Source organism: Ruminococcus flavefaciens 007c, assembly GCF_000571935.1.
In the GTDB taxonomy this organism is placed as follows: Bacteria; Bacillota; Clostridia; order Oscillospirales; family Ruminococcaceae; genus Ruminococcus; species Ruminococcus flavefaciens_F.
On sequence record NZ_ATAX01000023.1, the window covers coordinates 52,274 to 78,512 of the forward strand.

Consider the following 26,239-nt stretch of genomic DNA (forward strand, 5'->3'; position numbering starts at 1 on the left):
ACTCTGACAGTGTCGTCAGAATTGCTCCGGTATTTGCTTTTTCATAAGTGTATAATCTTTTTCTTGCCGGAGTGGGAGCGATCCGTGGTAAAATATGTATCTGAACGGTCAGAAGAACGGTTATGCACAAAAAGCAGTGAATTTTGCATAATAAAAAAATTGAGTACAAAAACATATTAAAAAAATATATAGCCCGCTTTGTTAAAAACATGAAAATGATACTTTCTTGCATAAAGTAGATATTATTTTCTATACGTGTAAAATGTAATATACAAATATCATATTACCAATTGTATATTATTTTTGGCGTTGTTTTGTGATGTCTCAAAACTGTAAAGCCGTATATAAAAAACATATAGTATGAAATAACGAAAAATCCGATACAAACTGTATTGAAAATAGTTTATGATTAAGGATGGATTGGTGTTTTGCATATATTTACCCTGCGTATATTATACAATTCTCTGAATAAATGACAAATGTATTGACATATCGCAAAAAACGGTGTAAAATAAAAGTATCAAGATAACTATATACCTGCTTCGGATAACCGGGGCGTAAATAATTCAGGGGGTCGTATTCCTATGAAAAAAATTATCGCGGCATCTATGGCGTTTCTTATGGCAGGAAGCCTTGTTTCCTGCGGTAAGGACAAGAGCACAGACGAGGCAAATGAAAAGAAGACTATCGGCATCGCTATGCCGGCTAAGGAGCTTGATCGCTGGAACAGCGACGGTGAGTTCCTTAAGAAACAGTTTGAGGATGCGGGCTATAATGTTAACCTGAAATTCTCTCAGAACGATTCCACAAGACAGAACAACGACATTCTTGCCATGTTATCAGATGGAGTTGATCTTCTTCTTGTTGCAGCAGTTGACGGTTCGACTATGTCAAAGCCGCTGGCTGAGGCAAAGTCAAAGAATATCCCGGTAGTTGCTTACGACCGTCTTATTATGAATACAGACGCTGTAACATACTATATCTCATTCGATAACTATACTGTTGGAAAGCTTCAGGGCGAATTCGTCCGCGATGAGCTCGGACTCAACAACAATGACGGACCTTTCAACATAGAGTTCGTTGCAGGTGATTCCGGCGATAATAATGCACGCTACTTCTTTAACGGTGCATATGATACTCTTGCTTCTTATATTGATGCAGGAAAGCTCGTTATTCCTTCCGGAAAGACATCATTCGAGCGCGTTGCTACATCGGGCTGGACTTCCGATAATGCAGCAAAGAACATGAAGACTACCCTTGCAGGTTATTATAAGGACAAGGAACTGGATGTTGTTCTTTGCTCCAATGATTCCACTGCTCTCGGCGTTACAAGATGTCTTGCGGATAACTATGTCGGACGCAGACAGCCCATCATTACCGGTCAGGACGGAGATATTGAAAACCTTAAGAATATCGTTGACGGTAAGCAGTCTATGACAGTTTACAAGAACGTTAATGACGAAGCTAAGGTAACATATGAGGTATGCAAAAAGCTCCTCGACGGTGAGATCCCTGCTGCTCAGCTTGCAAATGAGCTCACTATCGACTGCGTATTCGATTCCGAGTCCTATAATAACGGTGTCAAGTACGTTGCTTCCTATCTGCTCGTTCCTAATGTGATCACCAAGGACAATCTTCAGGTCCTTGTGAATACAGGTCTGTATCAGTGGGATTCAGCTAATAAGTATCTTGAACTCGTGAAATGATCCGAGCGTTAATAAAAGGAAATCTGAAGTGGAAAAAGGCTGCTTTTGCAGTCTTTTTCTGTTTTTTAAAGACTTTTTAATATTTCATGTGCTATTATATTACCAGGGCTTGTATATGCAATACGGGCAAAATGATATACTGAATTATTGAGGAGGAGAAAAATGTCAACTACGAAGAAGAAAAAGGCCAAGCTTATCATCTGGCTGGTCGTTATCGCCGTTATCATAGGCATTATCGTTATGGTGATAAGGAATATTATAGGGGGAGCTGCTGTATCCCTTACATTGTTCAATCAGACCTGCGGAAAGGCGAAACAGACCGACCTTATAAATTATGTCAACCTTTCGGGTAAGGTATCGAGCAGTGATAAGGTGAGCGTTTCAGGTGAGCAGAGCCTGAAGGTCAAGAAGCTCAATGTAAAGGTGGGCGATAATGTCAAAAAGGGCGATGTTCTCTGCGTGTTCGACAGTGCTGAGCTTGAAGAGCAGTACAACACACTTGTGGCAAACTCCGAGAAGGCCAAGGGCGCTTCCGATTATAACCATAGTATAAATCAGAGAAATCTGGACAAGGCAAAAAATGAAAAGACCGACGCTCTTAACAAGGCTAAAGAGGCTATAAGCAATGCCGAGAAAAAGCGTGATGAGGCATACAATAAGTACAATGATATGCGTGCACAGGCAGATCAGCTCTATTCAGAGGCTGACGATGCGTACAATGAAATGATTTCGGCAGAGGACGAAAATGTTGCTGCCGATGCAAAGAAAAGATGGCAGACTCTCAGCTCAAAGGCTGAGACCGTATATGAAGCAGCCGAGACTTTTGAGTCAAATCTTTCTTCCTATGATGACGCCGTAAAGGCTGCAAATTCTGCCTATGATGATGCTGTAAAAAGTGCGGACAGTGTTATACAGTCAGCTCAGGATGTAATAGATGCAGAGAAGTATTCTGTTACAGATACTTCTTCTGAAAAGCAGATAAAGACTCTGAAGGAGCAGATAGAAAAATGTACAGTAAAGGCACCGAAGGACGGAGTCATTACTCAGCTCAACATCTCAGAAGGAAGTGTGCCTCTTACCTCAGAACTCATGACCATAGAGAATACCTCAGAGCTTGTTATCGCAGGCAAGGTGAACGAAGCTGACATACTTAAAATAGAAGAGGGCATGGAGGCTGATGTCAAGACAAGTGCTACAGGCGACAAGATAATCGCAGGCAAGGTTAAGCGTATAGAAAGGATAATATCCTCCGAAAGTCAGGATGCTCTGGGCGGCTATACCGTTGAGGTTAGTATCGAAGATAAGGAAAGCGGCCTTCTTATAGGTATGTCCGCTAATGTAAAGATAATACTCGATAAGCGTACTGATGTTCTTGCCGTTCCCTTTGACGCTGTTGAAGGCGGTGAAAATGACGGATACTTCGTATTCGTGGCTGTTCCCAACGGGGACGGTAAATATACTGTAAGAAAGCGTACGATGGAGAAGGGCTTTGAAGGTGATTATTATACCGAGGTCCTCAAGGGTGATATCAAGGCAGGGGATATTGTTATCACTGATCCTGCGGGTATTGATGACGGTTCTGTTATCTCTCTTGATGTTCCGGAGGATTAATGCCGATGAAAACAGTTATTTCTATGCGCGGGATCGTCAAGAGGTTCTACATAGGGCAGCCTAATGAGCTTGAGATCCTGCACGGCATTGACCTGGAGGTCGGCGAGGGCGAATTTACATCCATCGTGGGTCCTTCCGGATCGGGAAAGAGTACACTTATGAATATCATAGGAGCTCTTGACCGGCCTACCGACGGCATATACGAGCTTAACGGCACGGATATTTCCGCGCTTGACGATACTGAGCTGAGTATGATCAGAAATAAGGAGATAGGCTTCGTATTTCAGAATTTCAACCTTATTTCACGTACCAATGCCATCGAAAATGTTGAACTGCCAATGCTGTATGCGGGTGTCGGTAAAAAAGAGCGCAGAAGACGGGCAGAGGCTCTTCTTGAGCTTGTTGGAATGAGCGACCGTGCCGACCATAACCCCAATGAGCTCTCGGGAGGTCAGAAGCAGAGGATAGCCATTGCAAGAGCTCTTGCAAATACTCCTTCCATTATACTTGCAGACGAGCCCACAGGCGCTCTTGATTCGGTAACGGGACATATGGTAATGGATATATTCCACAGGCTCCATGATGAGGAGAACAAGACCATAATCCTTATCACTCACAGCAAGGAACTTGCTGCGGAAACAGATCGTATCATTACCATCAATGACGGAAAAATAGTTTCCGATACCGGGGCGGGAGGTGACAGCGATGTTCTTCTTTGAAAATATCAGACTTGCTTTCTCTTCACTTAGGTCGAACAAGATGCGTGCCATACTTACCATGCTCGGTATAATTATTGGTATAAGCGCTGTTATAACTATTACTACTCTGGGAAGCTCGCTGAAAAAGACTCTTGCCAATTCGTTCAATGAGCTGGGCGGCAAGACACTGGGAATCCGCTATCAGTTCAAGTATGAACCTGATGAAAACGGCGATTATCCTGATTACGTTCCAATAACGAAAGAGGAATGTATAGATCTGGATATGATAAAGGAACTCAATGAAAAGTATCCCGGCAAGTATCTTGTGAGTCTCAGTAATTTCTGCGGCGATTCATCGATAAAGAATAAAAAGGGACAGATGTTTCCTGCAAGTCTGGCGGGTGCAACGGAAGGCTATCTCAAAGAGGATAACGTATTCAAGATAATACAGGGAAGATGTTTCAATGATGCCGACAGTGACGGTCAGAAGCACTCTGCCATAGTATCCGATATCTTTGTAAAGCAGTATTTCGGAAGCGAGAAAGCCAATGCGATAGGCTGCGATATAAATATCGATGTGAAAGATGTCTGCAATATGGATGTTACCATTATCGGCGTTTACAAGTATCCTAAGCTGCTTGAAAAGCAGTTCCAGCCCGGTACAGGTCTTATGGACAGGGAAACTATTATCTTTATTCCTTACGGTACATCGCAGAAGATAAAAAGAGTAGATGAGACAGCCGATTACGGTTTCCAGTTCATGCTTTCAAGTCCTTCATATGACAGAAAGCAAGCCAAAGCGGAGCTGAAAAGCTTCTTTGATGAAAAATACAAGACCAACCGCAGATGGGGCGTAGAAGTTACCGATCCTATGGACGAGCTTACGTCCGTAACAAAGATCCTCAATATAGTTACGCTGGTCATCTCGATAATTGCGGCTATATCCCTTATAGTCGGCGGTATCGGTGTTATGAACATAATGCTCGTAAGCATTACGGAGCGAACCCGTGAAATAGGTGTCAGAAAGGCTCTCGGAGCCAAAAACAGCTACATCAGGACGCAGTTTATCGTTGAATCGGTCATCCTGTGTCTCATAGGCGGTATCATAGGAGTTCTGCTCGGTATGTTCAACGGATTCCTTATCGGTAAGATAGCAGCGTTTGCTCTGAGTCAGATGCCAGAATACGAGGAGCTGGTATCACTTACCATACAGCCTTCGCTGGTCGCTATAATCATTGCACTTGCATTTTCGATGCTCATAGGTGTATTCTTTGGAAGCTACCCTGCGGGCAAGGCTGCAAAGCTCGATCCTATCGAGGCTCTGCGTTACGAATAATGATACAGTACATTCTCCCTGCGCGTCAATACGTGCAGGGAGTTCTGTTTTACGGCGCTTGACAGTTGTGGCGGGGTGTGTTATAATTCTATTAAATCAGATCATTAGCGGGGTGAACGTATGAAAAGGAATGATTATATCAGCTGGGACGAATACTTCATGGGCATTGCAATGCTTTCGGCACAGCGCAGTAAGGACAATTCAACGCAGGTAGGTGCCTGTATCGTAAATGACAAGCATAAGATCGTTTCGGTCGGATATAACGGTATGCCTACAGGCTGTGATGACGATGATATGCCCTGGGAAAGGGAGGGAGAGAGCTCTCTCGACACGAAATATCCCTTTGTTTGCCATGCTGAGCTGAATGCCATACTAAACAGCAGCTTCGGCAGCCTCAACGGCTGTACTCTCTATGTTACTCTTTTTCCCTGCAATGAGTGTGCAAAGGCAATAATACAGTCAGGTATCAAGCGTGTAGTGTATAAGTGCAATAAATATGCCGATACCGACAGCGTAAAGGCTTCATGTATACTTTTTGAGAAGTGCGGAGTTTCCTTTGAGGAATACAGATCCAACGGAAAGAGTATTGTTCTTTCAGTTTGAGTGGGAGGATAAGATGATGAAACGAATTAACTGCTCGGTGCAGTACTGAAGGGAACGTATCACCGAGTAAGAATAGTTCTCGTACTGCGCCTGTATTTATAAAATGTATTATAAAGGAGCAGTTTATTATGAACAGATTTTTTAAAGAACTTGATCGTATAGAATTTATTGTGACTATGGGCTGTACAGGCAGATGCAGGCATTGCAGCGAGGGAAGCCATGAGTTCGGAGGAGAACATATTGACGGAGCTGTTGCAGCAGCGGCTGTGGAACAGATCTGCTCTGCTTACGGAATCAGCTCCCTGATGACCTTCGGCGGTGAGCCTCTGCTCTATCCCGAAACGGTCTGCGCAATACACCGTGCGGCTGTAAAATGCGGGATAAAGTACAGAGATGTCATAACCAACGGCTATTTCAGCAAGGATAATAAAAAGATAGAAGAGGTTGCGGAAATGCTGGCGGAAAGCGGTGTCAACCGTGTCCTGCTGTCAGTGGACGCCTTTCACCAGGAGACTATTTCTCTCGGACCTGTGGAGTATTTTGCGAATGCGATGAAGAAAAAGGGAGTTCTCACAGAGATAAGTCCCGCATGGCTGGTAAGCAGAACACATGATAATCCGTATAATGCTGTTACAAAAGAGCTTGTGGAGAAATTTGCAGGCAGAGGATTTGAGGTCGGGGACGGAAATATAATTTTCCCCAGCGGAAACGCCCTGAAGTATCTCAGCGAATATATGAATGAGACCACAGCTGAAAATCCCTATGAGGATGATCCGGAAAATATCCGGTCTGTCGGTTTTTCACCTGACGGAAGTGTTCTGGGCGGAAATATATACAAAACACCTATACTTGAGATAATGGAGAATTATTCGCCTTGATGCCACGGGATTTTTCTTTTTTATGCTGAACAAAAACGCCATAGCAGCACTGACGCTGCTATGGCGTTATATTATTAATATTTATATGCTGCGTATGCAGCTGTTTTTAGGCTTTGGGAATATCCTGGCCGCTGAGTCTCAGACGGCGGGAAAGCTTTTTCTGGCGTTTTTCATTGTACATTTTCTTATCGGCTTCCGTAACAAAGTAGAAGATATCCTCTCCCTGTTTAGGTATATCAATGAAATAACCAGTGCTGGCGCTGAGTTCAAAGGGGTTCTTCTTACTGTTATTTACCTTTTTTATGTTTTCGTTTATACGCTTAGTGAGCAGTTCGGCTTCGCTTTCGCTGTAATCCGCTCCGAAAACTATGAATTCATCTCCGCCGAAACGGCAGTATATCTCATTTCTGTTGCAGGTGTTTCTTAGTACATCGGCTATTTCACATATGGCATGATCGCCGGTGGCGTGTCCGAAGGTGTCGTTTATCTGCTTGAGTCCGTCCAGATCAATGAACATCACCATTATATTACGCTTTTCTTCAAGGCAGTTCTTGTATAATTCCTCTGTTGCCTGAACAAAGCCATTGCGGTTATATATACCCGAAAAAGTGTCTCTTGCGTAGAAATCTCCCATTTTTTTCAGTGCATATTCAAGACACATCAGCTTGCGGAGGTTTTCAAGGGAATTGCAGATGTTTATGCAGAGAGTTTCAAACATGATGTTCTGGAATTTTATTTTTGAGCTCCTTACAGCCATATATCCGAAACAGCGTTCACCAAAATGCAGTGGAGTTACATAATAAAGTCTGCCCTTTGTTCCCGAGAAAGCAGCTTCAGGCAGAATGTCCCTTGATCTGATCTTGCTGCATTCTGCGAACTCACCGTTGACATATGCTATCGGCACATACACATTCTCTGTGTATGTTGACGGAACGGTTACTTCAGTGTTATTTGAAGCTGACGGATTATATACGGGAGATTCCGAATCCCAGTTGTCGCAAAGGCAGAAATAGAACTCCTCGGGATGTATCTCGACAGCGGTTTTTTTCATTGTTGAGATGTAGTCATCGAAGCTGTTGCAGGCTTCCAGCTGAGTGGACATTCTGTTGAGCAGTGTCATATAGTTCTGGAGATTTTCAAAATTGGCATAGTTCCTGCAATTTATCTCCTTTAATTCCCTGATATCCGAAAGGGCATTGTGCCGGCAGCCGCAGCTCTCCGTGAAATGTACGGACATATTCAGCTTGATATTCCTTTCCTGAGGATAACCACAAAAATGGTTGTGCAGCATTTTGCAGGCAAGTCTGCCCGAAAGACCGAGGGGACGCTCCACAGATGTGAGCTCCACCTGGAAATTATGTCTGTTATAGGTGTTGTCAAAGCCTGTAACGGCAATATCGTCGGGTACCATGTATCCCATACCCGTAAGTGATGTAATAGCCGATGCAGCCATTACGTCGTTTGCACATATTATAGCCTGAGGCATTTCGTCAAGGTATTCCTTGAAATGCTCAATTGCGTCCTTTCCCGACGGAGAACGGAAGTCTCCGTAGTATACGGCATCCGCTGCAAGATTAAGACCATGCTCCTGCAAAACAGTACAGAAAGCTGCCAGTCTGTCGGAGCTTTCGGAATTATATGCAGGACCTGAGATATAAGCGAAATTCCTGTAGCCGTGCGTATTTATCATATGCTCTGTCATACAGCGCATTGCGGTCTTGTTGTCGATACCGATATGGTAGAATGAAGGAAGGTCTTTGTCTATGCTTACAGCGGGGATACCTGCTTTATTTATCCTTTCCACAAGCTCTGCTGCCATATGTTTTGACGATAGAGTGTTTGTGAGAAGGATAGCGCCGTCAAAGCGGCTGAAATCCGGCAGATCGAATATATTGAGTTCGCCCAGCTCATGTCTGGGATTCTTTATGTTTCCGCTGAGAGAGGAGAATGCGGCGATATTGAAATTAAATTCGGCAGCTCCGTCGGATATTCCGTTGAGTATAGCGCTCTGATAGTTCTGGCCGATCTCTTCGACAATAACTGCGATTTTTTTCATTTCCATACTGCATCCCTCCTGTTCCTCATAATTACATAAAAAAGCACAAAACCTTATATATATTTTACAATATTTTTCGAAAGAAATCAATAGATTTTCAATATAATATTCATTAGCAATATTAATTCTTTGTTAATATATTCATTCCTCCGAGTATTATCAGATCGGCTTTATAATAAAACGGGATAAAGTCGAAAAGACGAAAAAAGCCGACGATTTTGGGAGAATTTATAATAAATGCCGAAAATGATGCGGTATATTGACAAATCTCAAAAAAATGGTATACTAATTTGTAGGGGATAACGTCATAACTTAATGGCTTATCAAATAATTCTGTTCGTGTACTTGTGTACAGACGGATATGCTGCGGAGGGAATTTATGAATATCTGGCATAAGATCAGTCCCAAAAGAATAAATCCCGAAGATTTCATCGCGGTGATAGAGATAGGTAAGGGAAGCAAGATCAAGTACGAGCTTGACAAGGAAACAGGCCTTATCAGAATGGATCGTATCCTTTATACTTCCACTCATTATCCCGCAAACTACGGATTTATCCCAAGGACTTATTCAGACGACAACGACCCCCTCGATGTTCTGGTCCTCTGTTCGGAACAGCTCATGCCGCTCACGCTGGTAAGATGCTATCCTATCGGAGTTATCAGAATGCTTGATAACGGTCACCGCGATGACAAGATTATTGCTATACCGTTCGACGATCCTAATTACAATATGTACAAGGATATCGAGGAGCTTCCGAAGCACATTTTCGATGAGATGACACATTTCTTCACAGTCTACAAGGAACTTGAAAACAAAACAACAGCCGTTAACGAGGTCGATCATGCAGACGTTGCAAAAGAGATCATAAGCGGGGATATTGAACGCTATATTGAGAACTTCTGCAAGTGAGCATTGCTCGCACCGAACATGACTAAAAAGCGAAAGGAGTATCGTGCGTAAACACGTACGAAAACAGGTATTATGACAGCTTCAAGTGAAATTCTATTCGGCAGTGATTCAAATGTTGCCCCTATCGGCATTATCGCTATGAACAGCGTTACCGAGCTGGGAAAGAAAATCGACGATTATCTCGTTGACTGGGCAGGCAAGGGCGGTATCAACGTTGATTCTTTTCTCGTTGAGAGCGAATGCCCGCGTTTCTCATCAGGCGACGGCAAGGGACTTATCAAGTCAACTATTCGCGGCAAGGATCTTTTCATTATCATTGATGTCGGTAATTACAGCATAAAATATGACTATTTCGGAATGCAGAACGCTATGTCTCCAGACGATCATTTCCAGGATCTCAAGAGAATAATCCAGGCTGCAAGTGGAAAAGCCCACCGTATTACTGTCATTATGCCTACTCTTTACGGCGGACGTCAGCACAGAAGAAGCTATCGCGAGTCACTTGACTGTGCCTGTGCTCTTCAGGAACTGGAGGCTATGGGTGTATCAAATATCGTTACATTTGATGCTCATGATCCCAGAGTGCAGAACGCTATACCGCTTATGGGTTTTGATAACGTTATGCCTACATATCAGGTCCTCAAGGCTATGCTCAAGGATATAAAGGATCTCGACTTCAATAAGGACAAGTTCATGGTGGTAAGTCCTGACGAAGGCGCTCTCAACAGAAATATGTACTATGCTTCTGTTCTCGGCGTTGAGATGGGTATGTTCTATAAGAGAAGAGATTACTCTACAATAGTCAACGGCCGCAATCCTATCGTTGCTCATGAATATCTCGGCAATCCCGTTGAGGGCAAGGATATATTCGTTTCCGATGATATTATCTCATCAGGTGAATCTATGCTTGATCTTGCGTATGCTCTGAAGGAGAAAAAGGCAGGCAGGATCTTTGCATATGCTACATATACTATATTTACCAACGGTCTCGATAAGTTCGACAAGGCTTATTCAGAGGGCGTTATAGACGGTGTGTTCGGCACAAATCTTACTTACAGAACTCCCGAACTTCTCAGCAGACCTTGGTTCCACGAGGTAGATGTATCAAAGTATATCGCATATTTTATAGAAGCTATCAATCACGACGTATCTATCAGCAAGATCATCGATCCCCATACAAAGATCGAGACTCTTCTTAAAAAGTATGGAATGAAATGATTTACATTAAGGCACTGTTTACAAGCAGTGCCTTTTTATTATGTGAAAAACAGATGAAACCTTTGTTAAGGTCATACAGTTTGATTGACAATTATTCGTCAATGTGCTATAATCAATAGTGTAAATTTTAATTTACAGCAGCTATTGGTTGTTAAAAGATTTAAAGGGGGATTTTAATGCTACAGTTAAAAGACATTGTCAAGAAGTACGGCGTTGGGGATAACGTTGTAACTGCACTTGGTGGGGTAAGCATTACTTTCAGAGAAAGCGAATTTGTGGCTGTGCTCGGGCATTCCGGCTGCGGAAAGACTACACTGCTAAATATCATCGGAGGTCTTGACCACTATACGTCGGGTGATCTTGTTATCAACGGTACTTCTACAAAGGAGTATAAGGACAGGGACTGGGACGCTTACAGGAATCATTCCATAGGCTTTATTTTCCAGAGCTATAACCTTATACCGCACCAGACTGTGCTTTCAAACGTTGAGCTTGCGCTGACTATCTCGGGTGTATCCAAGTCCGAACGCCGCAAGCGTGCAAAGGAAGCTCTTGAAAAGGTTGGTCTGGGAGATCAGCTCCATAAGAAGCCCAATCAGATGTCGGGCGGTCAGATGCAGCGTGTTGCCATCGCGCGTGCTCTCATCAATGATCCCGATATACTCCTTGCTGACGAGCCCACAGGTGCTCTTGATTCGGAGACATCCATACAGGTAATGGAGCTGCTCAAGGAGATAGCAAAGGATAAACTCGTTATCATGGTAACTCATAATCCCGAGCTTGCAGAGCAGTATGCCACACGCATAGTAAGGATAAAGGACGGAAAGCTTACTGACGACAGCAATCCATATAACGGGGAAAAGGAAAAGAAGAAAAAAACAAAAACGGCTAAGTCTGAAAAGGCTTCAAAAGCAAAGAAGGACGGCTCCAAGAAGAAAAAGAAGGTCTCAATGTCCTTCGGAACAGCAGTTTCACTTTCACTCAACAACCTGCTGACAAAGAAGGGAAGAACGATACTTACTGCTTTTGCAGGATCTATCGGTATCATAGGCATTGCGCTCATTCTTTCTCTTGCAACGGGTATAAACGAATATATCGACGATATCCAGGAGGAGACGCTTTCATCCTATCCTCTTGAGATCATGCGTGAGAATACCGATACTACAGGTATGCTCAATGCTCTTATGAATAATAAGCAGGAGTATGATAAACGCGTATTCAAAGACGATACGGTTTACGCAAACACTCAGGTATACGATATGTTCAACTCCTTCAATGCTTCTGCAAAGCAGATAAACAATATGAAGGACTTCAAGACATTTGTTGACAGTGACAGCGTTATAAAGGAAAAGGCAAGTGCTGTTGGTTACAGATATGATGTTAAGATGCCCGTATTCACCGAGGCTCCCTCAGGCGAGATAATCAAGGTAGACTTCATGGATATGTACAGCAAGGCAATGGGAATGAGCGATTCCGATATGATGGCTGCTTCAATGAATAACCCTATGGCCGATATGGAAATGCAGGCTTTCGGTCTCAATATCATGGAGGAAATGCTGGCTGGTGAGAACGGCGAGCCTGTAAGCGACATCGTCAAGGAACAATACGAGGTCGTAAACGGAAGATGGCCCGAGAATTACGATGAGGTCGTGGTAGTTCTTACAAGAAACAACGAGCTCCCCGATATCATGGTCTATCCTATGGGCTTGAAGGATAAGGAAGGCTTCAACGAAAAGCTGAAGGCTGTTATGAGCAATCAGGAGATCAATGACTACGGCAAGACCGAATGGAGTCTTGATGAGATAACAGAGAAGAAGTTCAAGATGATACTCCCATGCGAGTATTATCAGAAGAATCTCACAGGAAAGGGCTTCAACGATATATCTGCTACTGAAACAGGTCTTGATTATCTCTTTGACTCAGATGATATCGGTACCGATATAAAGATAGTTGGCTTTATCCGTCCCACAGAGGACGTAAAGGCTCCTATGCTCAAGGGCTATATCGGATATACAAGCCAGCTTACACAGTATGTTATAGATAAGACCAACAACAGCGACATTGTAAAGTCTCAGCTTGATGATAAGGAAAACGATGTGATCACAGGCACAAAGTTTATGACAGATGATTACGTTGAACCCACTCCCGAGAAAAAGGCAGCCACAGTAAAGGAGTTCATAAAGAACTCGGATATTGCAACAAAGGCTGATATTTATCGTCTTGTGGCTTCACAGCCCGATCCCGCACAGGCTGATGCCCAGGTGGCAGCTGCTATGAAGGATTTTGACCGCAAGCAGTTTATAGAACAGATCACACAGATGTATTCCTCTGAGCTGGGAGTTGACGCTTCGCAGATCACTGCATTTGTATCTCAGATGAGTGATGACGATATAAAGCAGTACGCAGAGCAGGCTATCCGTGAACAGATAGCTCAGCAGTACGCTCAGATGGCTCAGGAGCAGCTGGGAAGCCTTCCCGATGCGGAGCTTGCAAAATTACTTGATTCAGCGGAGATAAGCAGTGAAAACTACGGAGTGATTTTTGATAAGTATACACCTGAGGAGATCTCTCAGTCGACCTATGATGATAATCTGAAGCTTCTCGGAGTTGCAGATGAAAGCAATCCTTCAATTATCCGTATCTTCGCAAAGAGCTTTGAGGACAAGGATGAGATCGCAGACGCGATCACACGCTACAATAATGGTGTTGATGAGGCAGATGTTATCCATTATACTGATATCGTCGCACTTCTTATGTCGTCGATAACAGGCATAATAAGCGGTATTTCATATCTCCTTATTGCATTTGTAGGTATTTCACTGGTAGTATCATCTATTATGATCGGAATTATCACATATATATCGGTCCTCGAGCGTACACGAGAGATCGGTATACTTAGAGCCATAGGTGCATCAAAGCACAATGTCCGTACAGTATTCAATGCGGAAACCCTTCTTGTGGGACTGGCGGCAGGCCTTATCGGTATTGGAGTATCAGTGCTTCTGACGATACCGATAAATGCGATAATACACAGCCTTACAAGTCTTGATACACTTCGCGCTCATGTACCTGTTACGGGAGCGATCGTTCTCATAATCATAAGCATGGTACTTACCCTTATAGCAGGACTTATTCCTTCGGGCGTAGCTGCAAGGAAGGATCCTGTGGAAGCACTCAGAACAGAATAACTTACGCATAAAAAGCCCGTGAGTCAACTCACGGGCTTTGCTTATGTTTATTGCTTTTTGTTTGTGCAGAGCTTCTGCACGGCTTCCGGTATCTCACTTATGCTGTGGACAATAATGTCAGCCTTTGAAAGCTCCTCTTCCGTTCCGAAGCCGTATCCGCAGCCTATTGAGGGAAGTCCGTTCTGTGCGGCTGTTTCAATGTCGTGGAAGCGGTCTCCGATAACTATGTAATTGCCATCGTGTTGTGGAGCTATTTTGCGGAAGATCTCATATTTCGGTATGAAATCATATGCCTCACAGCAGTAGAAAAAGTCAAAGAAACGGTCGAGTCCGAAAACTTTTTTATGCCTTTCAAGGTAATGAAAACGGCAGTTGCTGAGGAATATGAGAGTGTATCCTATACTTTTAAGCTCCATGAGCATTTTCTCGGCACCGTCATAAAGGGCACCTTCGCCGTTGTCGATTCTCCTTGCCATATCCTGACCAAGCATAACGCGGGCTTTTTCACGTATCAAAGGATCAAGCTCGGGATGGAACTGCCCCCACATATCAGTGGAATTGAAGCCAAGCCAGTAGCTTATCTCCTTGTCGGTATACTTGCGGTCAGCGATATATCCGTTATCAGAAAGCCATTTCATGGTACTTCGGAAAGCAGGAGCATAGGTGAGGATTGAATTATGGATAGTGCCGTCGTAATCGAATATAAGATTGGTCATTATGCCTCTATCTCTCTGATGAGGTTAATCATCTCGATAGCTCCCTCAGCACATTCGCTGCCCTTGTTGCCGGCTTTGGAACCTGCACGCTCTATGGCCTGCTCGATATTCTCTGTGGTAATAACGCCGAACATTACGGGGATGTCACTCTGGAGAGAAACCTGCGCGATGCCCTTTGCAGCCTCGTTGCATACAAGATCGTAATGAGAGGTGCTGCCTCTGATTATAGCACCGAGGCAGATAACAGCGTCATATTTGCCTGATTTAGCCATTTTGGAAGCTATGAGTGGGATCTCGAATGCACCGGGTACCCATGCGATATCAATAGCGCCGTCGCTCACGTCATGGCGTTTTAGTGTGTCGATAGCTCCTCCCAGCAACTTTGAGGTAATGAACTCGTTGAAACGAGCTACAACTATACCTACTCTTATGTCTTTGGATACGAGTTTTCCTTCATAAGTTTTCATTATTATTCTTCCTTTCAGGTTTTATATTGATTTATTGAGCTTGTAATTGTCCTTGAGAAGCTTTATGAGCTCATCATTCTTTTCAATTATAGTGAACTGCTTCGGCATTATGCCATTGTTGAACCAGAGTTTCAGAGTATCTCCCGAGACCTTGTACATTATCTTTTTCTTCTGTCTTGCAAGACCGAAGTTGTCGGGAAAGTATACCCTCTGAGAGGTTATATAAGCGTATTTCCCGAAAAACAGATCAAGGAGCAGCATAGCTGTGAGTATGAGTCCTGCAATGAAGAGCATACCGTAGCAGTTCATATGGTATGTGTCCTTCATGGCTCTTGCACCGTTCCATTCGAGAAAGCCGACGACCAGCCATACAGTCCAGATGCAGGACCACCAGAGTGCGTCCTTTTTGCGCTGCCTTTTCAGCTTAATTGCCGTTTTTTTAGTTGATACTCTTTTTTTAAAGACGAAATAGCCTGTGATTCCCGCTATGAACATGAGTGAGACTATGCAGAGTATGCAAATTGATATTACTTTAAGTTTTGGCATAAAAAGTACTCCTTATCTGGTCAGGGGATTTTCATAGTTATGTTTGCCGTACCAGTCAGCGAGGAGCTTGACGGTTTTCATATTCTTTATGCCGAGATGGAATGTGGCGGGCTTATCTGTGCCCTGACGGTAGAGCTTCAGACATTCGCCCATTTTGTCCTTTCCGAATTCGTAGCTGTATTCCTCACGGGGAAGGAGCTTGCAGCCGAGAGGGCCTGCGCTGACTATACCCTGTGATGTTATTGGTACCAGAGCGGTGAATACCGAGAGAAGCAGCATTACTTCAAGAAGTATCCACGGTACTCTGAAGCTCTTATTGAATATGATGAGAAAGATGCCTCCGATAATGGCGATAGTGTAAAGCAGTAGTACGGGAAGATTGAGCACGATAGCCTTGTCCTTGAATTTGAAAATACCGCGAAGGAGATTGATACAGCAAAGGATTGTGAATAAAAGTCCTGCTGAAATAGCAATGGTTGCAATATACCACCAGATACTCATAATTTTTCACCTCAATAATCAAGAATATGTCCCATCTTGTCGCGTTTTGTTTTAAGATAGAACAGGTCATAGGCGGTAGCGTCCACCTGTATCGGTACACGCTCCTTAATTTCGAGTCCGAATCCGCTGAGTCCGTAGACCTTGTCGGGGTTATTGGTAAGCAGGCGCAGAGTTTTGCAGCCCAGGTCGCGGAGTATCTGTGCTCCGATATAGTATTCGCGCATATCTCCGGGGAAACCGAGGGCAAGGTTGGCTTCAAGGGTATCCATGCCTTTGTCCTGCAATTCGTAGGCGCGGAGCTTATTTATAAGACCGATGCCTCTGCCTTCCTGACGCATATAAAGGAGTATTCCGCGGCCCTCCTTTTCGATCTGTGCCATAGCTGCGGCGAACTGCTGTCCGCAGTCGCATTTCAGTGAGCCGAAGGCATCGCCTGTAAGGCACTCGGAATGTACGCGGCAGAGAATATCCTGTCCGTTGCCTATGTCGCCCTTGACCAGAGCAACATGATGTTCGCCGTTAAGCTTGTTTACATAACCCAGTGCACGGAATTCGCCATATTTTGTGGGAAGCTTTGTATTCGCCACACATTCCACAAGCTTGTCGTGTACCTTCCTGTACTCCTTCAGAGCCTGAATTGTTATGAACTTCATGCCCCATTCAGCGGCTTTTTCCTGCAATTCCGCGGCTCTCATCATAGTGCCGTCGTCGCGCATTATCTCGCAGCAGAGACCGCATTCCTCAAGACCGGCTATGCGCATAAGGTCTACGGTAGCTTCGGTATGTCCCTCGCGTTCAAGAACTCCGTTTTTCTTAGCCATAAGAGGGAACATATGCCCCGGCTTGCGGAAGTCATCTGGTCTTGCTTCGGGAGAAACTGCCATACGTGCGGTATAGCCGCGTTCTGCGGCGGATATTCCCGTTGTGGTGTCTACATGGTCTATGGATACGGTGAATGCCGTACAATGGTTATCCGTGTTGTAGTCAACCATCTGATGAAGATGCAGTCTGTCGCAAAGCTCTGCACTCATAGGCATACATATGAGTCCCTTTGCGTGAGCCGCCATGAAGTTGACATTTTCCGTGGTAGCAAACTGAGCCGCGCAGATCATATCGCCTTCATTTTCACGGTCTTCATCATCGGTGACGAGGATTATCTCGCCATTTCGGAGAGCCTCTGCGGCTTCCTCTACTGTGTTGTACTGGAACATCAATTATTCTCCTTATCTATTTTGAGTTTGCCTGAATTTACAGAGGCGGATATCTCGCAGCCCATGGCACTGAGGCTCATGCTGCCGGATTCGGGAGAGCCTTTCTCCATGGAATACTCCGTGTCGCCCTTAAAGCTTACAGAGCCGGTGTCAACTGACACATCTACTTTGCCGCCCTCGGAATTATCTTTCGGCAGTCCGAATGAGACATTTCCTGTCTTGACTTTGATCTCCGCATCTGATCTGAATGTGCAGCTTGTAATGGTTATATTTCCGATCTCGCAGTACAGATCCGAGCTTTTTTTCATATTACTTCCGGTGCAGGTAATATTTCCCGTTTCGGCGTTGGCTATGAAGCTTCCGCTCAGATCCTTAAAGGTGATATTGCCTGTTTTTACATCAACGCTGAAATTATTGAAGTATGTGGGAACGCTTACATCCGCACTTAATTCGATACGGCACCTCTGCCCTTTCTCACAGATCCATCTTTCTATATCCTTGCCGCTGTCTTTATCTGCAAGTTTTATATCGTATACTCCGTCCTTATCTTCGCCCACAGATGAAATGCGATCTGAGAACTCCTGACATAGGTCGTGATCGTTTGCATATATTTGATAGTCTATCGCAACTGTCACATTGTCATCGTCCGATGGGACTATTTTTATACTGCCTGAATTGATGGCTATATGCATAGCAGAGAGATCCTTGATCTCTCCCAGCTCAACTGTTCTTGTGCCTCCCATCTGCTCCTTGTATTCGATGTCATCGAACTGTATGACTGAATTTTCATTGCTGCAACCTGTGAGCAGAGCTGCAGCCATAAGTGCAGATGTGAGCCTGATATATGTTTTTTTCATTGCATAACCTCTGTTAAAATCCGTTTTTGATTAAAAATTCCATTGTAATGCCGCTTTTTTTATTCCCCGTATCAGCAGGTTTCATAAGCTTTTCAACATACTTGCCGATTATGTCGTTTTCAATATTTACTGTATCTCCCGCTTTTTTTGTGCCGAGAATGGTCTGCGAAGCGGTATGGGGAATGATAGAAACGCTGAATGAGGTATCGGTGACCTTTGCTACGGTAAGACTTATACCGTCAATGGCCACAGAACCCTTTTCCACGATATATCTCAGCAGCTCAGGAGCGGCGCTGACAGTGTACCACACAGCTATACCATCGTTTCTGATGTCTGTGATGCAGCCTGTGCCGTCGATATGTCCCGAGACAATGTGACCGCCGAACCTGCCGTTTGCAGACATAGCCCTTTCAAGATTTACGGGACTTCCCGTTGTCAGGCTGCCAAGCGATGAACGGCTGAGAGTTTCATTCATAACGTCTGCACGGAATGTGCCGCCGTCAAAATCAGTAACGGTAAGGCATACTCCGTTTACGGCAATACTGTCGCCGATATGAACGTCCACCAGTACCTTTTTTGCCTGTATCTCTATGAAGGATGAGCTTCCCGACCGCTGAACGCGGCTCACCGTGCCCACTTCTTCGATTATTCCAGTGAACATTATTTATAGACCACCTTTCCTTCAATGAGGATATCTTCGCCTATACGCTGTATTTTCGTATTCTCTATCATGTAGGCATTGTCGGGGGATTTTACTCCCGTACCCTCGACAGGTGATTTTGCATCTCTTCCGCCGAATATTTTCGGGGCTATGTAGGCTTTTACCTTGTTGACCAGCTTACGGCGGAACATATCCTCGATGAGCTCGCCGCCCCCTTCAACAAGAATGCTGTCTATATCCATGTCCCTGAGCCTCAGCATTAAAGTATAGACGTCAACGCTGTTCGGGTTTGGCTTGGTGGATATTACCGTACAGCCCATTTCTTCGAGGATATGACGTTTTTTACGTTTTTCGTCGTTATATCCTTTGTTGTAGTTGGTCATGGCTATAATAGTCGGAACCTCTTTTGCCGTCTGTACTATCTTGCTTTCAAGGGGGATCCTGAGATTTGAGTCGCATATTATCCTTATTGGATCCCTGACGTTTTCAAGTCGGCAGGTGAGCAAGGGATCGTCTGCAAGTACAGTGCCTATACCCACCATTATGGCTGAGTGCCTCAGCCTTTCACGCTGTACGTCAAGCCGTGCTTCTTCTCCTGTTATCCATTTGGACTCGCCTGTGCGGGTAGCAATCTTGCCGTCCAGTGTCATTGCGTATTTAACCGTAACGAAAGGCCAGCCTTTGGTGATATAGTGGAAGAATACCTCGTTCAGGGCGTCACATTCATCTTTGAGAATACCCTCGATGACCTCTATGCCGTGTTCGCGGAGTATCTTCACGCCCTTGCCGTTCACGACGTAATTGGGATCGGCAGAGCCAATGAATACACGCTTTATGCCGTGTTCGATAACAGCATCGGTGCAGGGCGGCTGCTTTCCGTGATGACAGCAGGGCTCAAGAGTTACGTACATATCCGCTCCCTTGCAGTCTATGCCATTTTCGTCGCAGTATGCAAAGGCAGAGCGTTCTGCGTGGAGGTCGCCGTATTTCCTGTGATAGCCTCTGCCTATTATCTCGCCGTTTCTGACGATAACAGCTCCCACCATGGGATTAGGGGAGGTGAAGCCCATACCCTTTTTTGCGAGTTCGATAGCCTCCCGCATAAAATCTTCGTTAGTCATAGTATCTCCTGTAATAGTTTGAAGTAAATGTCAATGAGAATCGCTGCTATGCTGCTTAGTCTTTGGTTTCGTTTTTCTCTCTTTGCGGTATATTGCCGAAGTATCTGATATAAAGGAACAATAAAGCATATACGGCAATAAATACCGGCACAGTAACAGCCAACAGCTTTTTGAAGTGTATCTCACCGCTGATAAAATACGAATAACCGCATCTTATAAAAAGCGTTATTGCAAAGCAGGTCAGAAAATGGAGCGGTATCCGCAGGATACTTTTCCAATTGAGTATTGCAAATGAAAGTCCGTAAAGTATTGAGGCCGTCAGCCAGATAACTACAGACTTCATGGTCTCGTTGAAGCCGTTGTCGATAATGAGCATAGGTGTGAATATCAGCGCACCGAGTCCGACAGACAGAAAGATATTCCGGAAAGTATTTTTCATAGTCCCCTCCATATGTATACAAATAGAAAAAGCCCCTGAAATGGGGCGTAAAGTCATATACTGCACTTTGTGCGGCTTATCTTCTTTCATCCGGACTTTACCGTCGGCTTCGGAATCTCACCGAATCAACCCAAAAGGCTCGCAGGCTCTACTGCCGGTCAGGACTTTCACCTAACCCCGAAGATATAATGTGGATATTCAGTTATTCTTCGGGAGCGTATGATGTAAGCGGAGGCACTCCGCCTGTCGGTATGGAATCACACCCTGCCCCGAAGACATTTAAAGTTGAGAATTGAAAGTTTTTGCATCGCCTTACGGCGATATTATTAAAATTGCCTGTAAAGCAGACACATTAACTCTCAACTGATATTATATCACTGTGTTATACATTTGTCAATATCCTATTGACTAAAACTGAAAAAAAGGGTATAATATATGTATTATATCTTTAAGGAGTGTTTTTAATGAGCGAATGTACACACGATTGCTCAAGCTGCGGAAGCGATTGCGGCAGCAGAACAGAGCCGCAGAGCCTGTTGGAGAAGCCCAATGCCATGAGCAGTATCGGCAAGGTCATAGGCGTTGTCAGCGGTAAGGGCGGTGTTGGTAAGACTCTTGTATCTTCAATGCTTGCAGTTTCCATGCAGCGTCTCGGAAAAAAAGTCGGTATCATGGATGCTGATATTACAGGTCCTTCTATCCCGAAGGCATTTGGTATCCATCAGAAGGCTGATGCTTGTGAGTTCGGTATAATCCCTGCCAGAACAAAAATGGGACTTGATATCATGTCGATCAATCTTCTTCTTGAGAACGAGTCTGATCCTGTAGTATGGAGAGGTCCTGTTATAGCAGGAGTTGTAAAGCAGTTCTGGACCGATGTTATATGGAAGGATATTGACTGTCTCGTAGTTGATATGCCTCCTGGAACAGGAGATGTTCCGCTGACAGTTTTCCAGTCTCTGCCTGTTGACGGTATAGTTATCGTGACCTCGCCTCAGGAGCTGGTTTCCATGATAGTTGAGAAGGCTGTAAAAATGGCTAAGCTCATGAATATTCCCATTCTCGGTATCATTGAGAATATGAGTTACTTTGAATGTCCTGACTGCGGCAAGCGTCACAGTATATACGGCGAGAGCCATATCGAGGAGATCGCTGCACAGTATGACATTCCCGTACTTGCAAAGCTTCCTATTGATCCTCAGCTTGCAAAGCTCTGTGATCAGGGAACAATAGAGCTTTTTGAGGGAGAATGGCTCACAGAGGCTGCCGAGAAGGTCGCTTCATTATAATAAGATACGGAAAGGACTGCCAAGGCAGTCCTTTTTTGATAATATGAGAGCATTCTGTCGTCGTATTATCGAAAACGAAAATGCGTATACAGCCGTGTTCGTATTGATTTTTTCGGTGTGATATGTTATAATATAATGGAAAAACTGACATTATTGCAGAAAGGATAATACCGTTATGAATATGAATTTTAAATGCAAGCTGCCCATACCTGCCGAGGTAAAAGGGGAGTATCCTGTTTCGGAAGAGCTCAGCAAGGTCATCGCAGAGAGAAACAAGCTTATAGCAGACGTTATCAGAGGAGAAAATGATAGATTGCTGCTTATTATAGGACCTTGCTCTGCTGATAACGAAGACAGTGTCCTGGATTATATCACACGTCTCAGAGGCGTACAGGAAAAGGTAAGTGATAAGGTACTTATAGTTCCGCGTATATATACAAATAAACCCAGAACAACAGGTAAAGGCTATAAAGGTATGCTTCATCAGCCCGATCCCAGCCAGAAGCCTGATATGTACAAGGGTATAGTAGCTATACGTAAAATGCACCTCCGCGCCATAGAAGAGACCGGCTTTACCTGTGCAGATGAGATGCTCTATCCTGAGAACCACCGCTATCTTAACGATCTTCTGGGTTATGTTGCTGTGGGAGCGCGATCTGTTGAAAATCAGCAGCACAGACTTACTGCCAGCGGACTCAATATACCTGTGGGCATGAAGAATCCTGTCAGCGGCAGTATCCCTGTTCTTATGAATTCCATTGAGGCTGCTCAGTCAGGACATACTTTCCTTTACAGAGGCTGGGAGGTAAGCACTGAGGGCAATCCTCTTGCTCATGCCATACTCAGAGGATATGAGAATCATCACAGCCAGAGTATGCCGAACTATCACTATGAAGACCTTCAGCTCCTTTTTGAGTTTTATGAGAAGAAGGGCTTCAGCAATCCTGCTGCTATTATCGACACCAATCACTGCAATTCCGGAAAGCGCCACCTTGAACAGCCTCGTATAGTCAAGGAGGTACTGAGCAGCAGAAGATACGACGATAACATCCGCAAGCTTGTAAAGGGCTTTATGATCGAGAGCTATATAGAGGACGGTTCTCAGAAGATAGATGAGCATATTTACGGTAAGTCGATAACTGACCCATGTCTCGGCTGGGAAAAGACTGAGAGAATGATACTTGATATAGCTGACAGATTATAATATCGGAAAAAAGCTTTGTTTTTTATTAAAAATGAAGCTTTTTACACTATAATCCTCATAAAGGAGGCTTTAATATGAAGGATAGCGGAAGATTCAGCATACTTTTTCCATATAATAATGAAGTAAGTTTTAAACAGATGTCTGAATGTACGTGCCATGACCTTGGGCTGGATACTTTCTGCAAGGAACTAACCAATGACAGTCTGGAGCAGCGTATGATAATGAACGTTCTTTCAAATATGACTGCCGATCATCGTACAGCTGTTTACAGGCAGAAGATCTTTGCGGATATTCTCAAGCTTCCTGAAATGAGAAAACGTTTGTCCGAATTGTTTGAAAAGATCGAATTTATAAGAAAATTCAGCACGAACCGCATGGAATCCGATGAAAACCTCGGTTTCTGGTATCTGATGCACCGTGTTGACGAGCTGGACGATTATATAAAATGCGTAGAGGCTATGAAGGAGTGCCTTGCTGAGGAAAAGATTGAGTCTGAGGGACTTATCGGCTTCAGGGATTACATAGACCAGCTCTATAATGAAGCCTGCTTTGCGGAAATGAAAAAGGATATTGTCGAGCTGAAAGAAAAGACTGGTAATATCCGCAGCGTTACTCTCGGCATAAATGTCAATTCGAGATTTGAGGCTGAAAGTCTCGGCCTGATTTCCGTAAACACAAAGCCTTTCAAAAAATCCGGTGTCGTAAGTAATTTTGCGGATGCCATAACCTCAAAGGATAAGCTCAATGAAGGCAATGAATGGAACGGCGATATGCACTATTATCAGGTCGACAGGCAGCACAGTCGTCAGGTTTCATCCTTCATAGAAAAAGCAGGTTCATATATGGCAGTAGCGGGAACTCCCATAGTTGACGGCAGGATAAGGGCTACGGTAACCAAGACTCCCGACAGCGACAATTCGGAGAATTCCACCTTTTATCTTGACAAGGTTCTGAATAAGATGCTCAGTTCCATTGTGAAAAAGCTTAGAGACACACTGAGCAAGTATGCAGATATTGCAATAGTCAATATTTCCGAGCTTATTCCGGAGTTTATCTATTATATAAGATTTGCCAAGTTTATCGAGAAGAGTATGGAAAAAGGCTTTGCCTTCTGCGAAGCCCATACCATAGACGGAAATGATACATCTATGGAGGCTGAAGGACTTTATAATCTGAAGCTTGCCGTTAATGTCGGGAAAATGGATGATATTGTCTGCAATGACCTTGTTTTTGACAAAAAACATACCATATATATACTTACGGGTGCAAACCGCGGCGGAAAAACCACAATAACCCAAGCGGTGGGCCTTCTCTATGTGCTGGCTCAGGGCGGTATCTATGTTCCGGCTTCGTCATTCGGATATAAGCCCGTAGACTGTATATATACCCATTTTCCTGCTGATGAGGACAAGACGCTTGATCTCGGCAGACTGGGCGAGGAATGTGTCAGATTCAGGCAGATTTATTCCGATTGTACCTCTGACAGTCTGCTGCTGCTGAATGAGACCTTTTCCACAACTTCCTTTGAGGAGGGTTACTATATTGCAAGAGACTCTGTTAGAGCTATTGCCGATAAATCTGTAAGGACAATTTATAATACCCATATGCACAAGCTTGCTTTTGACGCCGACAGTGAAGGAGAAGGCGTTTCCTCGCTCATCGTTAAGAGCGAGAACGGCAAACGTTCCTTCAAGGTGGAGGTTGCTTCACCAGAGGGAATGTCATATGCCAAGGATATTGCGGAAAAGTATGGAGTGACGTATGAGATGCTTACCTCTGAGTGCGGAAATAACTGAATAAAAGGGCAAAAACGGGTTGTGTACTTATTGACATTGAAGTATATATATGCTATAATTTAAGTCTGATGACTACAACTTCTTGCCTTTTTATGCGGAGGTGACATAAATAAAGAAATTTCTTAAATATGCACTGAATGTAAGTCTTATTCTTGTTATAACTCTTCTGACGCTCCATCTGATCTTCAAGGAGCAGGAGCTGCCCGAGATAATCCGCGATCTGAGAAGTGCAAATACCTCATGGATCATATGCGGTGCTGCAGCGGCCGTGCTTTTTGTAGCAGGTGAGTCGGTGATAATACATTATATGCTCAGAGTCCTTGAACAGAAAATAAGCTTTTTCAAATGTCTTAAATACTCCTTTATCGGCTTTTTTTTCAGCTATATCACACCTTCTTCGACAGGCGGACAGCCCATGCAGATGTACCATATGAAGAAGGATAAGATTAAAATAGGTTATTCTACGCTTATAATGCTTTTGATAACCATTGCGTATAAATCTGTCCTTATTATTATGGCACTGGGGTTTATGATGTTTAATTTCGGGACTGTAGTTAAGTATTCGGCGGATATGAAATGGCTTATCGTTCTTGGCTTTGTACTCAATTTGTTCTTTATTGCTTTGCTGCTGCTGGTATTTATCAAGCCTATCTGGGCAAGAGCTCTTGGTATCAAGACAGTCGGACTTCTTGTAAAAATGAAGATAATGAAGAAGAAAAACAAGGATAAGTACACCGAAAAGCTCATCAGGATATGTGATACCTATGCCATGGGAGCTGACTATATAAAGAAAAACCTTTCGGTAGTATTCAACGTTTTTGTGCTTACAGCCATACAAAGAACCTTTCTTTTTTCAATTACATGGATAGTTTATAAGGCTTACGGCCTGAGCGGTATGAGCTTTATGGATATGCTGACTCTTCAGATCCTTATAGCCGTTGCAGTTGAGATGCTGCCTTTGCCCGGTGCCGCAGGTATTTCCGAGGGCTGTTTTCTGCTGACGTTTACAGGTATATTCGGAAATGATCTTGTAAAGCCTGCACTTCTTATCAGCCGCGGACTCAACTTCTATCTGATACTTCTTATCGGTGCTGTTGTGACTTTTACGGTACATATTATCAATATTAGAAAAGAAAAGAGAACAACTATACAATAACATCTGCTCCGCTTCAGGCGGAGTTTTTTATTGTCAAATATTCGTAAAATATCTTGCATTTTGGATTTTAA

General features: G+C 43.9%; 23 protein-coding genes and 1 riboswitch. Of the genes, 13 read left to right on the plus strand and 10 right to left on the minus strand.

Features of this window, described 5'->3' with window-relative positions; all coding sequences use genetic code 11:
• Positions 1-584 precede the first annotated feature (584 nt).
• The 6 genes from RF007C_RS07165 to RF007C_RS07190 all read left to right on the plus strand — a co-directional run bounded on the left by RF007C_RS07165 (position 585) and on the right by RF007C_RS07190 (position 6,832).
• On the plus strand, positions 585-1,706 hold the full coding sequence (locus RF007C_RS07165; protein ID WP_173908292.1) for a substrate-binding domain-containing protein: 1,122 nt from the start codon (positions 585-587) through the stop codon (positions 1,704-1,706).
• Between the two features lie 162 nt (positions 1,707-1,868).
• Positions 1,869-3,317: an efflux RND transporter periplasmic adaptor subunit gene (locus RF007C_RS07170; protein WP_037298687.1), complete on the plus strand. Its 1,449-nt coding sequence runs from the start codon at positions 1,869-1,871 to the stop codon at positions 3,315-3,317.
• Between the two features lie 5 nt (positions 3,318-3,322).
• Complete coding sequence (locus tag RF007C_RS07175) at positions 3,323-4,036, plus strand: ABC transporter ATP-binding protein (protein WP_026052832.1); 714 nt, start codon at positions 3,323-3,325, stop codon at positions 4,034-4,036.
• Positions 4,023-5,351, plus strand: a complete 1,329-nt coding sequence (locus tag RF007C_RS07180) for an ABC transporter permease (protein WP_037298690.1) — start codon at positions 4,023-4,025, stop codon at positions 5,349-5,351. Before RF007C_RS07175 ends, RF007C_RS07180 begins: the two co-directional genes overlap by 14 nt.
• A gap of 120 nt (positions 5,352-5,471) precedes the next feature.
• Positions 5,472-5,954, plus strand: a complete 483-nt coding sequence (locus tag RF007C_RS07185) for a deoxycytidylate deaminase (RefSeq protein WP_037298693.1) — start codon at positions 5,472-5,474, stop codon at positions 5,952-5,954.
• A gap of 128 nt (positions 5,955-6,082) precedes the next feature.
• Positions 6,083-6,832 (plus strand): radical SAM protein, encoded by a 750-nt coding sequence (locus RF007C_RS07190; protein ID WP_037298695.1) that lies wholly within the window; start codon positions 6,083-6,085, stop codon positions 6,830-6,832.
• A gap of 106 nt (positions 6,833-6,938) precedes the next feature.
• Here the strand turns inward: RF007C_RS07190 and RF007C_RS07195 are convergent, their stop codons facing one another.
• Entirely contained in the window at positions 6,939-8,894 is a 1,956-nt protein-coding gene (locus RF007C_RS07195; RefSeq protein ID WP_082316724.1) for a substrate-binding and GGDEF domain-containing protein, read from the minus strand.
• Between the two features lie 373 nt (positions 8,895-9,267).
• On the opposite strand from RF007C_RS07195, the gene RF007C_RS07200 reads away from it, so the two are divergent.
• From RF007C_RS07200 to RF007C_RS07210, 3 genes are all read left to right on the plus strand, one after another.
• On the plus strand, positions 9,268-9,798 hold the full coding sequence (locus tag RF007C_RS07200; RefSeq protein ID WP_037298697.1) for an inorganic diphosphatase: 531 nt from the start codon (positions 9,268-9,270) through the stop codon (positions 9,796-9,798).
• Between the two features lie 72 nt (positions 9,799-9,870).
• The gene (locus RF007C_RS07205; protein WP_019678422.1) at positions 9,871-11,016 is read left to right on the plus strand and encodes a ribose-phosphate pyrophosphokinase; all 1,146 of its coding nucleotides are present in this window, start codon (positions 9,871-9,873) and stop codon (positions 11,014-11,016) included.
• 176 nt (positions 11,017-11,192) lie between these two features.
• Entirely contained in the window at positions 11,193-14,204 is a 3,012-nt protein-coding gene (locus RF007C_RS07210; RefSeq protein ID WP_037298698.1) for an ABC transporter ATP-binding protein/permease, read from the plus strand.
• Positions 14,205-14,251: 47 nt separating this feature from the next.
• On the opposite strand, the gene RF007C_RS07215 is transcribed toward RF007C_RS07210, so the two are convergent.
• From RF007C_RS07215 to RF007C_RS07255, 9 genes are read right to left on the minus strand one after another with little or no spacing between them, the layout of a single operon-like run.
• On the minus strand, positions 14,252-14,920 hold the full coding sequence (locus RF007C_RS07215) for an HAD family hydrolase (protein ID WP_037298703.1): 669 nt from the start codon (positions 14,918-14,920) through the stop codon (positions 14,252-14,254).
• Positions 14,920-15,387 (minus strand): 6,7-dimethyl-8-ribityllumazine synthase, encoded by a 468-nt coding sequence (ribH, locus tag RF007C_RS07220; RefSeq protein WP_019678426.1) that lies wholly within the window; start codon positions 15,385-15,387, stop codon positions 14,920-14,922. The genes RF007C_RS07215 and ribH overlap by 1 nt, the downstream gene beginning before the upstream one ends.
• Before the next feature lie 21 nt (positions 15,388-15,408).
• Positions 15,409-15,933, minus strand: coding sequence for a hypothetical protein (locus tag RF007C_RS07225; protein ID WP_037298709.1), 525 nt, complete (start codon positions 15,931-15,933; stop codon positions 15,409-15,411).
• A 12-nt stretch (positions 15,934-15,945) separates the two neighbouring features.
• Positions 15,946-16,434, minus strand: a complete 489-nt coding sequence (locus tag RF007C_RS07230; RefSeq protein ID WP_019678428.1) for a hypothetical protein — start codon at positions 16,432-16,434, stop codon at positions 15,946-15,948.
• A gap of 11 nt (positions 16,435-16,445) precedes the next feature.
• Positions 16,446-17,645: a bifunctional 3,4-dihydroxy-2-butanone-4-phosphate synthase/GTP cyclohydrolase II gene (locus RF007C_RS07235; RefSeq protein ID WP_037298713.1), complete on the minus strand. Its 1,200-nt coding sequence runs from the start codon at positions 17,643-17,645 to the stop codon at positions 16,446-16,448.
• Complete coding sequence (locus tag RF007C_RS07240) at positions 17,645-18,502, minus strand: hypothetical protein (RefSeq protein ID WP_037298715.1); 858 nt, start codon at positions 18,500-18,502, stop codon at positions 17,645-17,647. The genes RF007C_RS07235 and RF007C_RS07240 overlap by 1 nt, the downstream gene beginning before the upstream one ends.
• A gap of 13 nt (positions 18,503-18,515) precedes the next feature.
• Positions 18,516-19,163, minus strand: coding sequence for a riboflavin synthase (locus RF007C_RS07245; protein ID WP_037298718.1), 648 nt, complete (start codon positions 19,161-19,163; stop codon positions 18,516-18,518).
• Positions 19,163-20,284 carry a bifunctional diaminohydroxyphosphoribosylaminopyrimidine deaminase/5-amino-6-(5-phosphoribosylamino)uracil reductase RibD gene (gene ribD, locus RF007C_RS07250; protein ID WP_037298720.1) on the minus strand — a complete coding sequence of 374 codons (1,122 nt, stop codon included), beginning with the start codon at positions 20,282-20,284 and terminating at the stop codon, positions 19,163-19,165. Before ribD ends, RF007C_RS07245 begins: the two co-directional genes overlap by 1 nt.
• Positions 20,285-20,339: 55 nt before the next feature.
• A complete protein-coding gene (locus RF007C_RS07255) occupies positions 20,340-20,723 on the minus strand; it encodes a DUF3021 family protein (protein WP_019678433.1) in 384 nt (127 codons plus the stop codon).
• 74 nt (positions 20,724-20,797) lie between these two features.
• Positions 20,798-20,912, minus strand: a riboswitch (FMN riboswitch).
• Between the two features lie 275 nt (positions 20,913-21,187).
• Here RF007C_RS07255 and RF007C_RS07260 point away from each other — a divergent pair.
• The 4 genes from RF007C_RS07260 (at position 21,188) to RF007C_RS07275 (ending at position 26,168) form a co-directional block, all read left to right on the plus strand.
• Positions 21,188-22,012 (plus strand): Mrp/NBP35 family ATP-binding protein, encoded by an 825-nt coding sequence (locus tag RF007C_RS07260; RefSeq protein ID WP_037298722.1) that lies wholly within the window; start codon positions 21,188-21,190, stop codon positions 22,010-22,012.
• A 175-nt stretch (positions 22,013-22,187) separates the two neighbouring features.
• Complete coding sequence (locus tag RF007C_RS07265) at positions 22,188-23,216, plus strand: 3-deoxy-7-phosphoheptulonate synthase (protein ID WP_019678435.1); 1,029 nt, start codon at positions 22,188-22,190, stop codon at positions 23,214-23,216.
• 74 nt (positions 23,217-23,290) lie between these two features.
• A complete protein-coding gene (locus RF007C_RS07270) occupies positions 23,291-25,012 on the plus strand; it encodes a MutS-related protein (RefSeq protein ID WP_037298723.1) in 1,722 nt (573 codons plus the stop codon).
• A 157-nt stretch (positions 25,013-25,169) separates the two neighbouring features.
• Positions 25,170-26,168, plus strand: a complete 999-nt coding sequence (locus tag RF007C_RS07275) for a lysylphosphatidylglycerol synthase transmembrane domain-containing protein (protein WP_275450840.1) — start codon at positions 25,170-25,172, stop codon at positions 26,166-26,168.
• Positions 26,169-26,239 lie beyond the last annotated feature (71 nt).

Coding starts and splice junctions, on each gene's coding strand:
- RF007C_RS07165 (WP_173908292.1), top strand. CDS start 585: ATGAAAAAAATTATCGCGGCATCTATGGCGTTTCTTATGGCAGGAAGC.
- RF007C_RS07245 (WP_037298718.1), bottom strand. CDS start 19,163: ATGTTCACTGGAATAATCGAAGAAGTGGGCACGGTGAGCCGCGTTCAG.
- RF007C_RS07210 (WP_037298698.1), top strand. CDS start 11,193: ATGCTACAGTTAAAAGACATTGTCAAGAAGTACGGCGTTGGGGATAAC.
- RF007C_RS07255 (WP_019678433.1), bottom strand. CDS start 20,723: ATGAAAAATACTTTCCGGAATATCTTTCTGTCTGTCGGACTCGGTGCG.
- ribD (WP_037298720.1), bottom strand. CDS start 20,284: ATGACTAACGAAGATTTTATGCGGGAGGCTATCGAACTCGCAAAAAAG.
- RF007C_RS07270 (WP_037298723.1), top strand. CDS start 23,291: ATGAAGGATAGCGGAAGATTCAGCATACTTTTTCCATATAATAATGAA.
- ribH (WP_019678426.1), bottom strand. CDS start 15,387: ATGAAAACTTATGAAGGAAAACTCGTATCCAAAGACATAAGAGTAGGT.
- RF007C_RS07265 (WP_019678435.1), top strand. CDS start 22,188: ATGAATATGAATTTTAAATGCAAGCTGCCCATACCTGCCGAGGTAAAA.
- RF007C_RS07225 (WP_037298709.1), bottom strand. CDS start 15,933: ATGCCAAAACTTAAAGTAATATCAATTTGCATACTCTGCATAGTCTCA.
- RF007C_RS07170 (WP_037298687.1), top strand. CDS start 1,869: ATGTCAACTACGAAGAAGAAAAAGGCCAAGCTTATCATCTGGCTGGTC.
- RF007C_RS07190 (WP_037298695.1), top strand. CDS start 6,083: ATGAACAGATTTTTTAAAGAACTTGATCGTATAGAATTTATTGTGACT.
- RF007C_RS07215 (WP_037298703.1), bottom strand. CDS start 14,920: ATGACCAATCTTATATTCGATTACGACGGCACTATCCATAATTCAATC.
- RF007C_RS07195 (WP_082316724.1), bottom strand. CDS start 8,894: ATGGAAATGAAAAAAATCGCAGTTATTGTCGAAGAGATCGGCCAGAAC.
- RF007C_RS07240 (WP_037298715.1), bottom strand. CDS start 18,502: ATGAAAAAAACATATATCAGGCTCACATCTGCACTTATGGCTGCAGCT.
- RF007C_RS07185 (WP_037298693.1), top strand. CDS start 5,472: ATGAAAAGGAATGATTATATCAGCTGGGACGAATACTTCATGGGCATT.
- RF007C_RS07235 (WP_037298713.1), bottom strand. CDS start 17,645: ATGTTCCAGTACAACACAGTAGAGGAAGCCGCAGAGGCTCTCCGAAAT.
- RF007C_RS07230 (WP_019678428.1), bottom strand. CDS start 16,434: ATGAGTATCTGGTGGTATATTGCAACCATTGCTATTTCAGCAGGACTT.
- RF007C_RS07205 (WP_019678422.1), top strand. CDS start 9,871: ATGACAGCTTCAAGTGAAATTCTATTCGGCAGTGATTCAAATGTTGCC.
- RF007C_RS07260 (WP_037298722.1), top strand. CDS start 21,188: ATGAGCGAATGTACACACGATTGCTCAAGCTGCGGAAGCGATTGCGGC.
- RF007C_RS07180 (WP_037298690.1), top strand. CDS start 4,023: ATGTTCTTCTTTGAAAATATCAGACTTGCTTTCTCTTCACTTAGGTCG.
- RF007C_RS07200 (WP_037298697.1), top strand. CDS start 9,268: ATGAATATCTGGCATAAGATCAGTCCCAAAAGAATAAATCCCGAAGAT.
- RF007C_RS07175 (WP_026052832.1), top strand. CDS start 3,323: ATGAAAACAGTTATTTCTATGCGCGGGATCGTCAAGAGGTTCTACATA.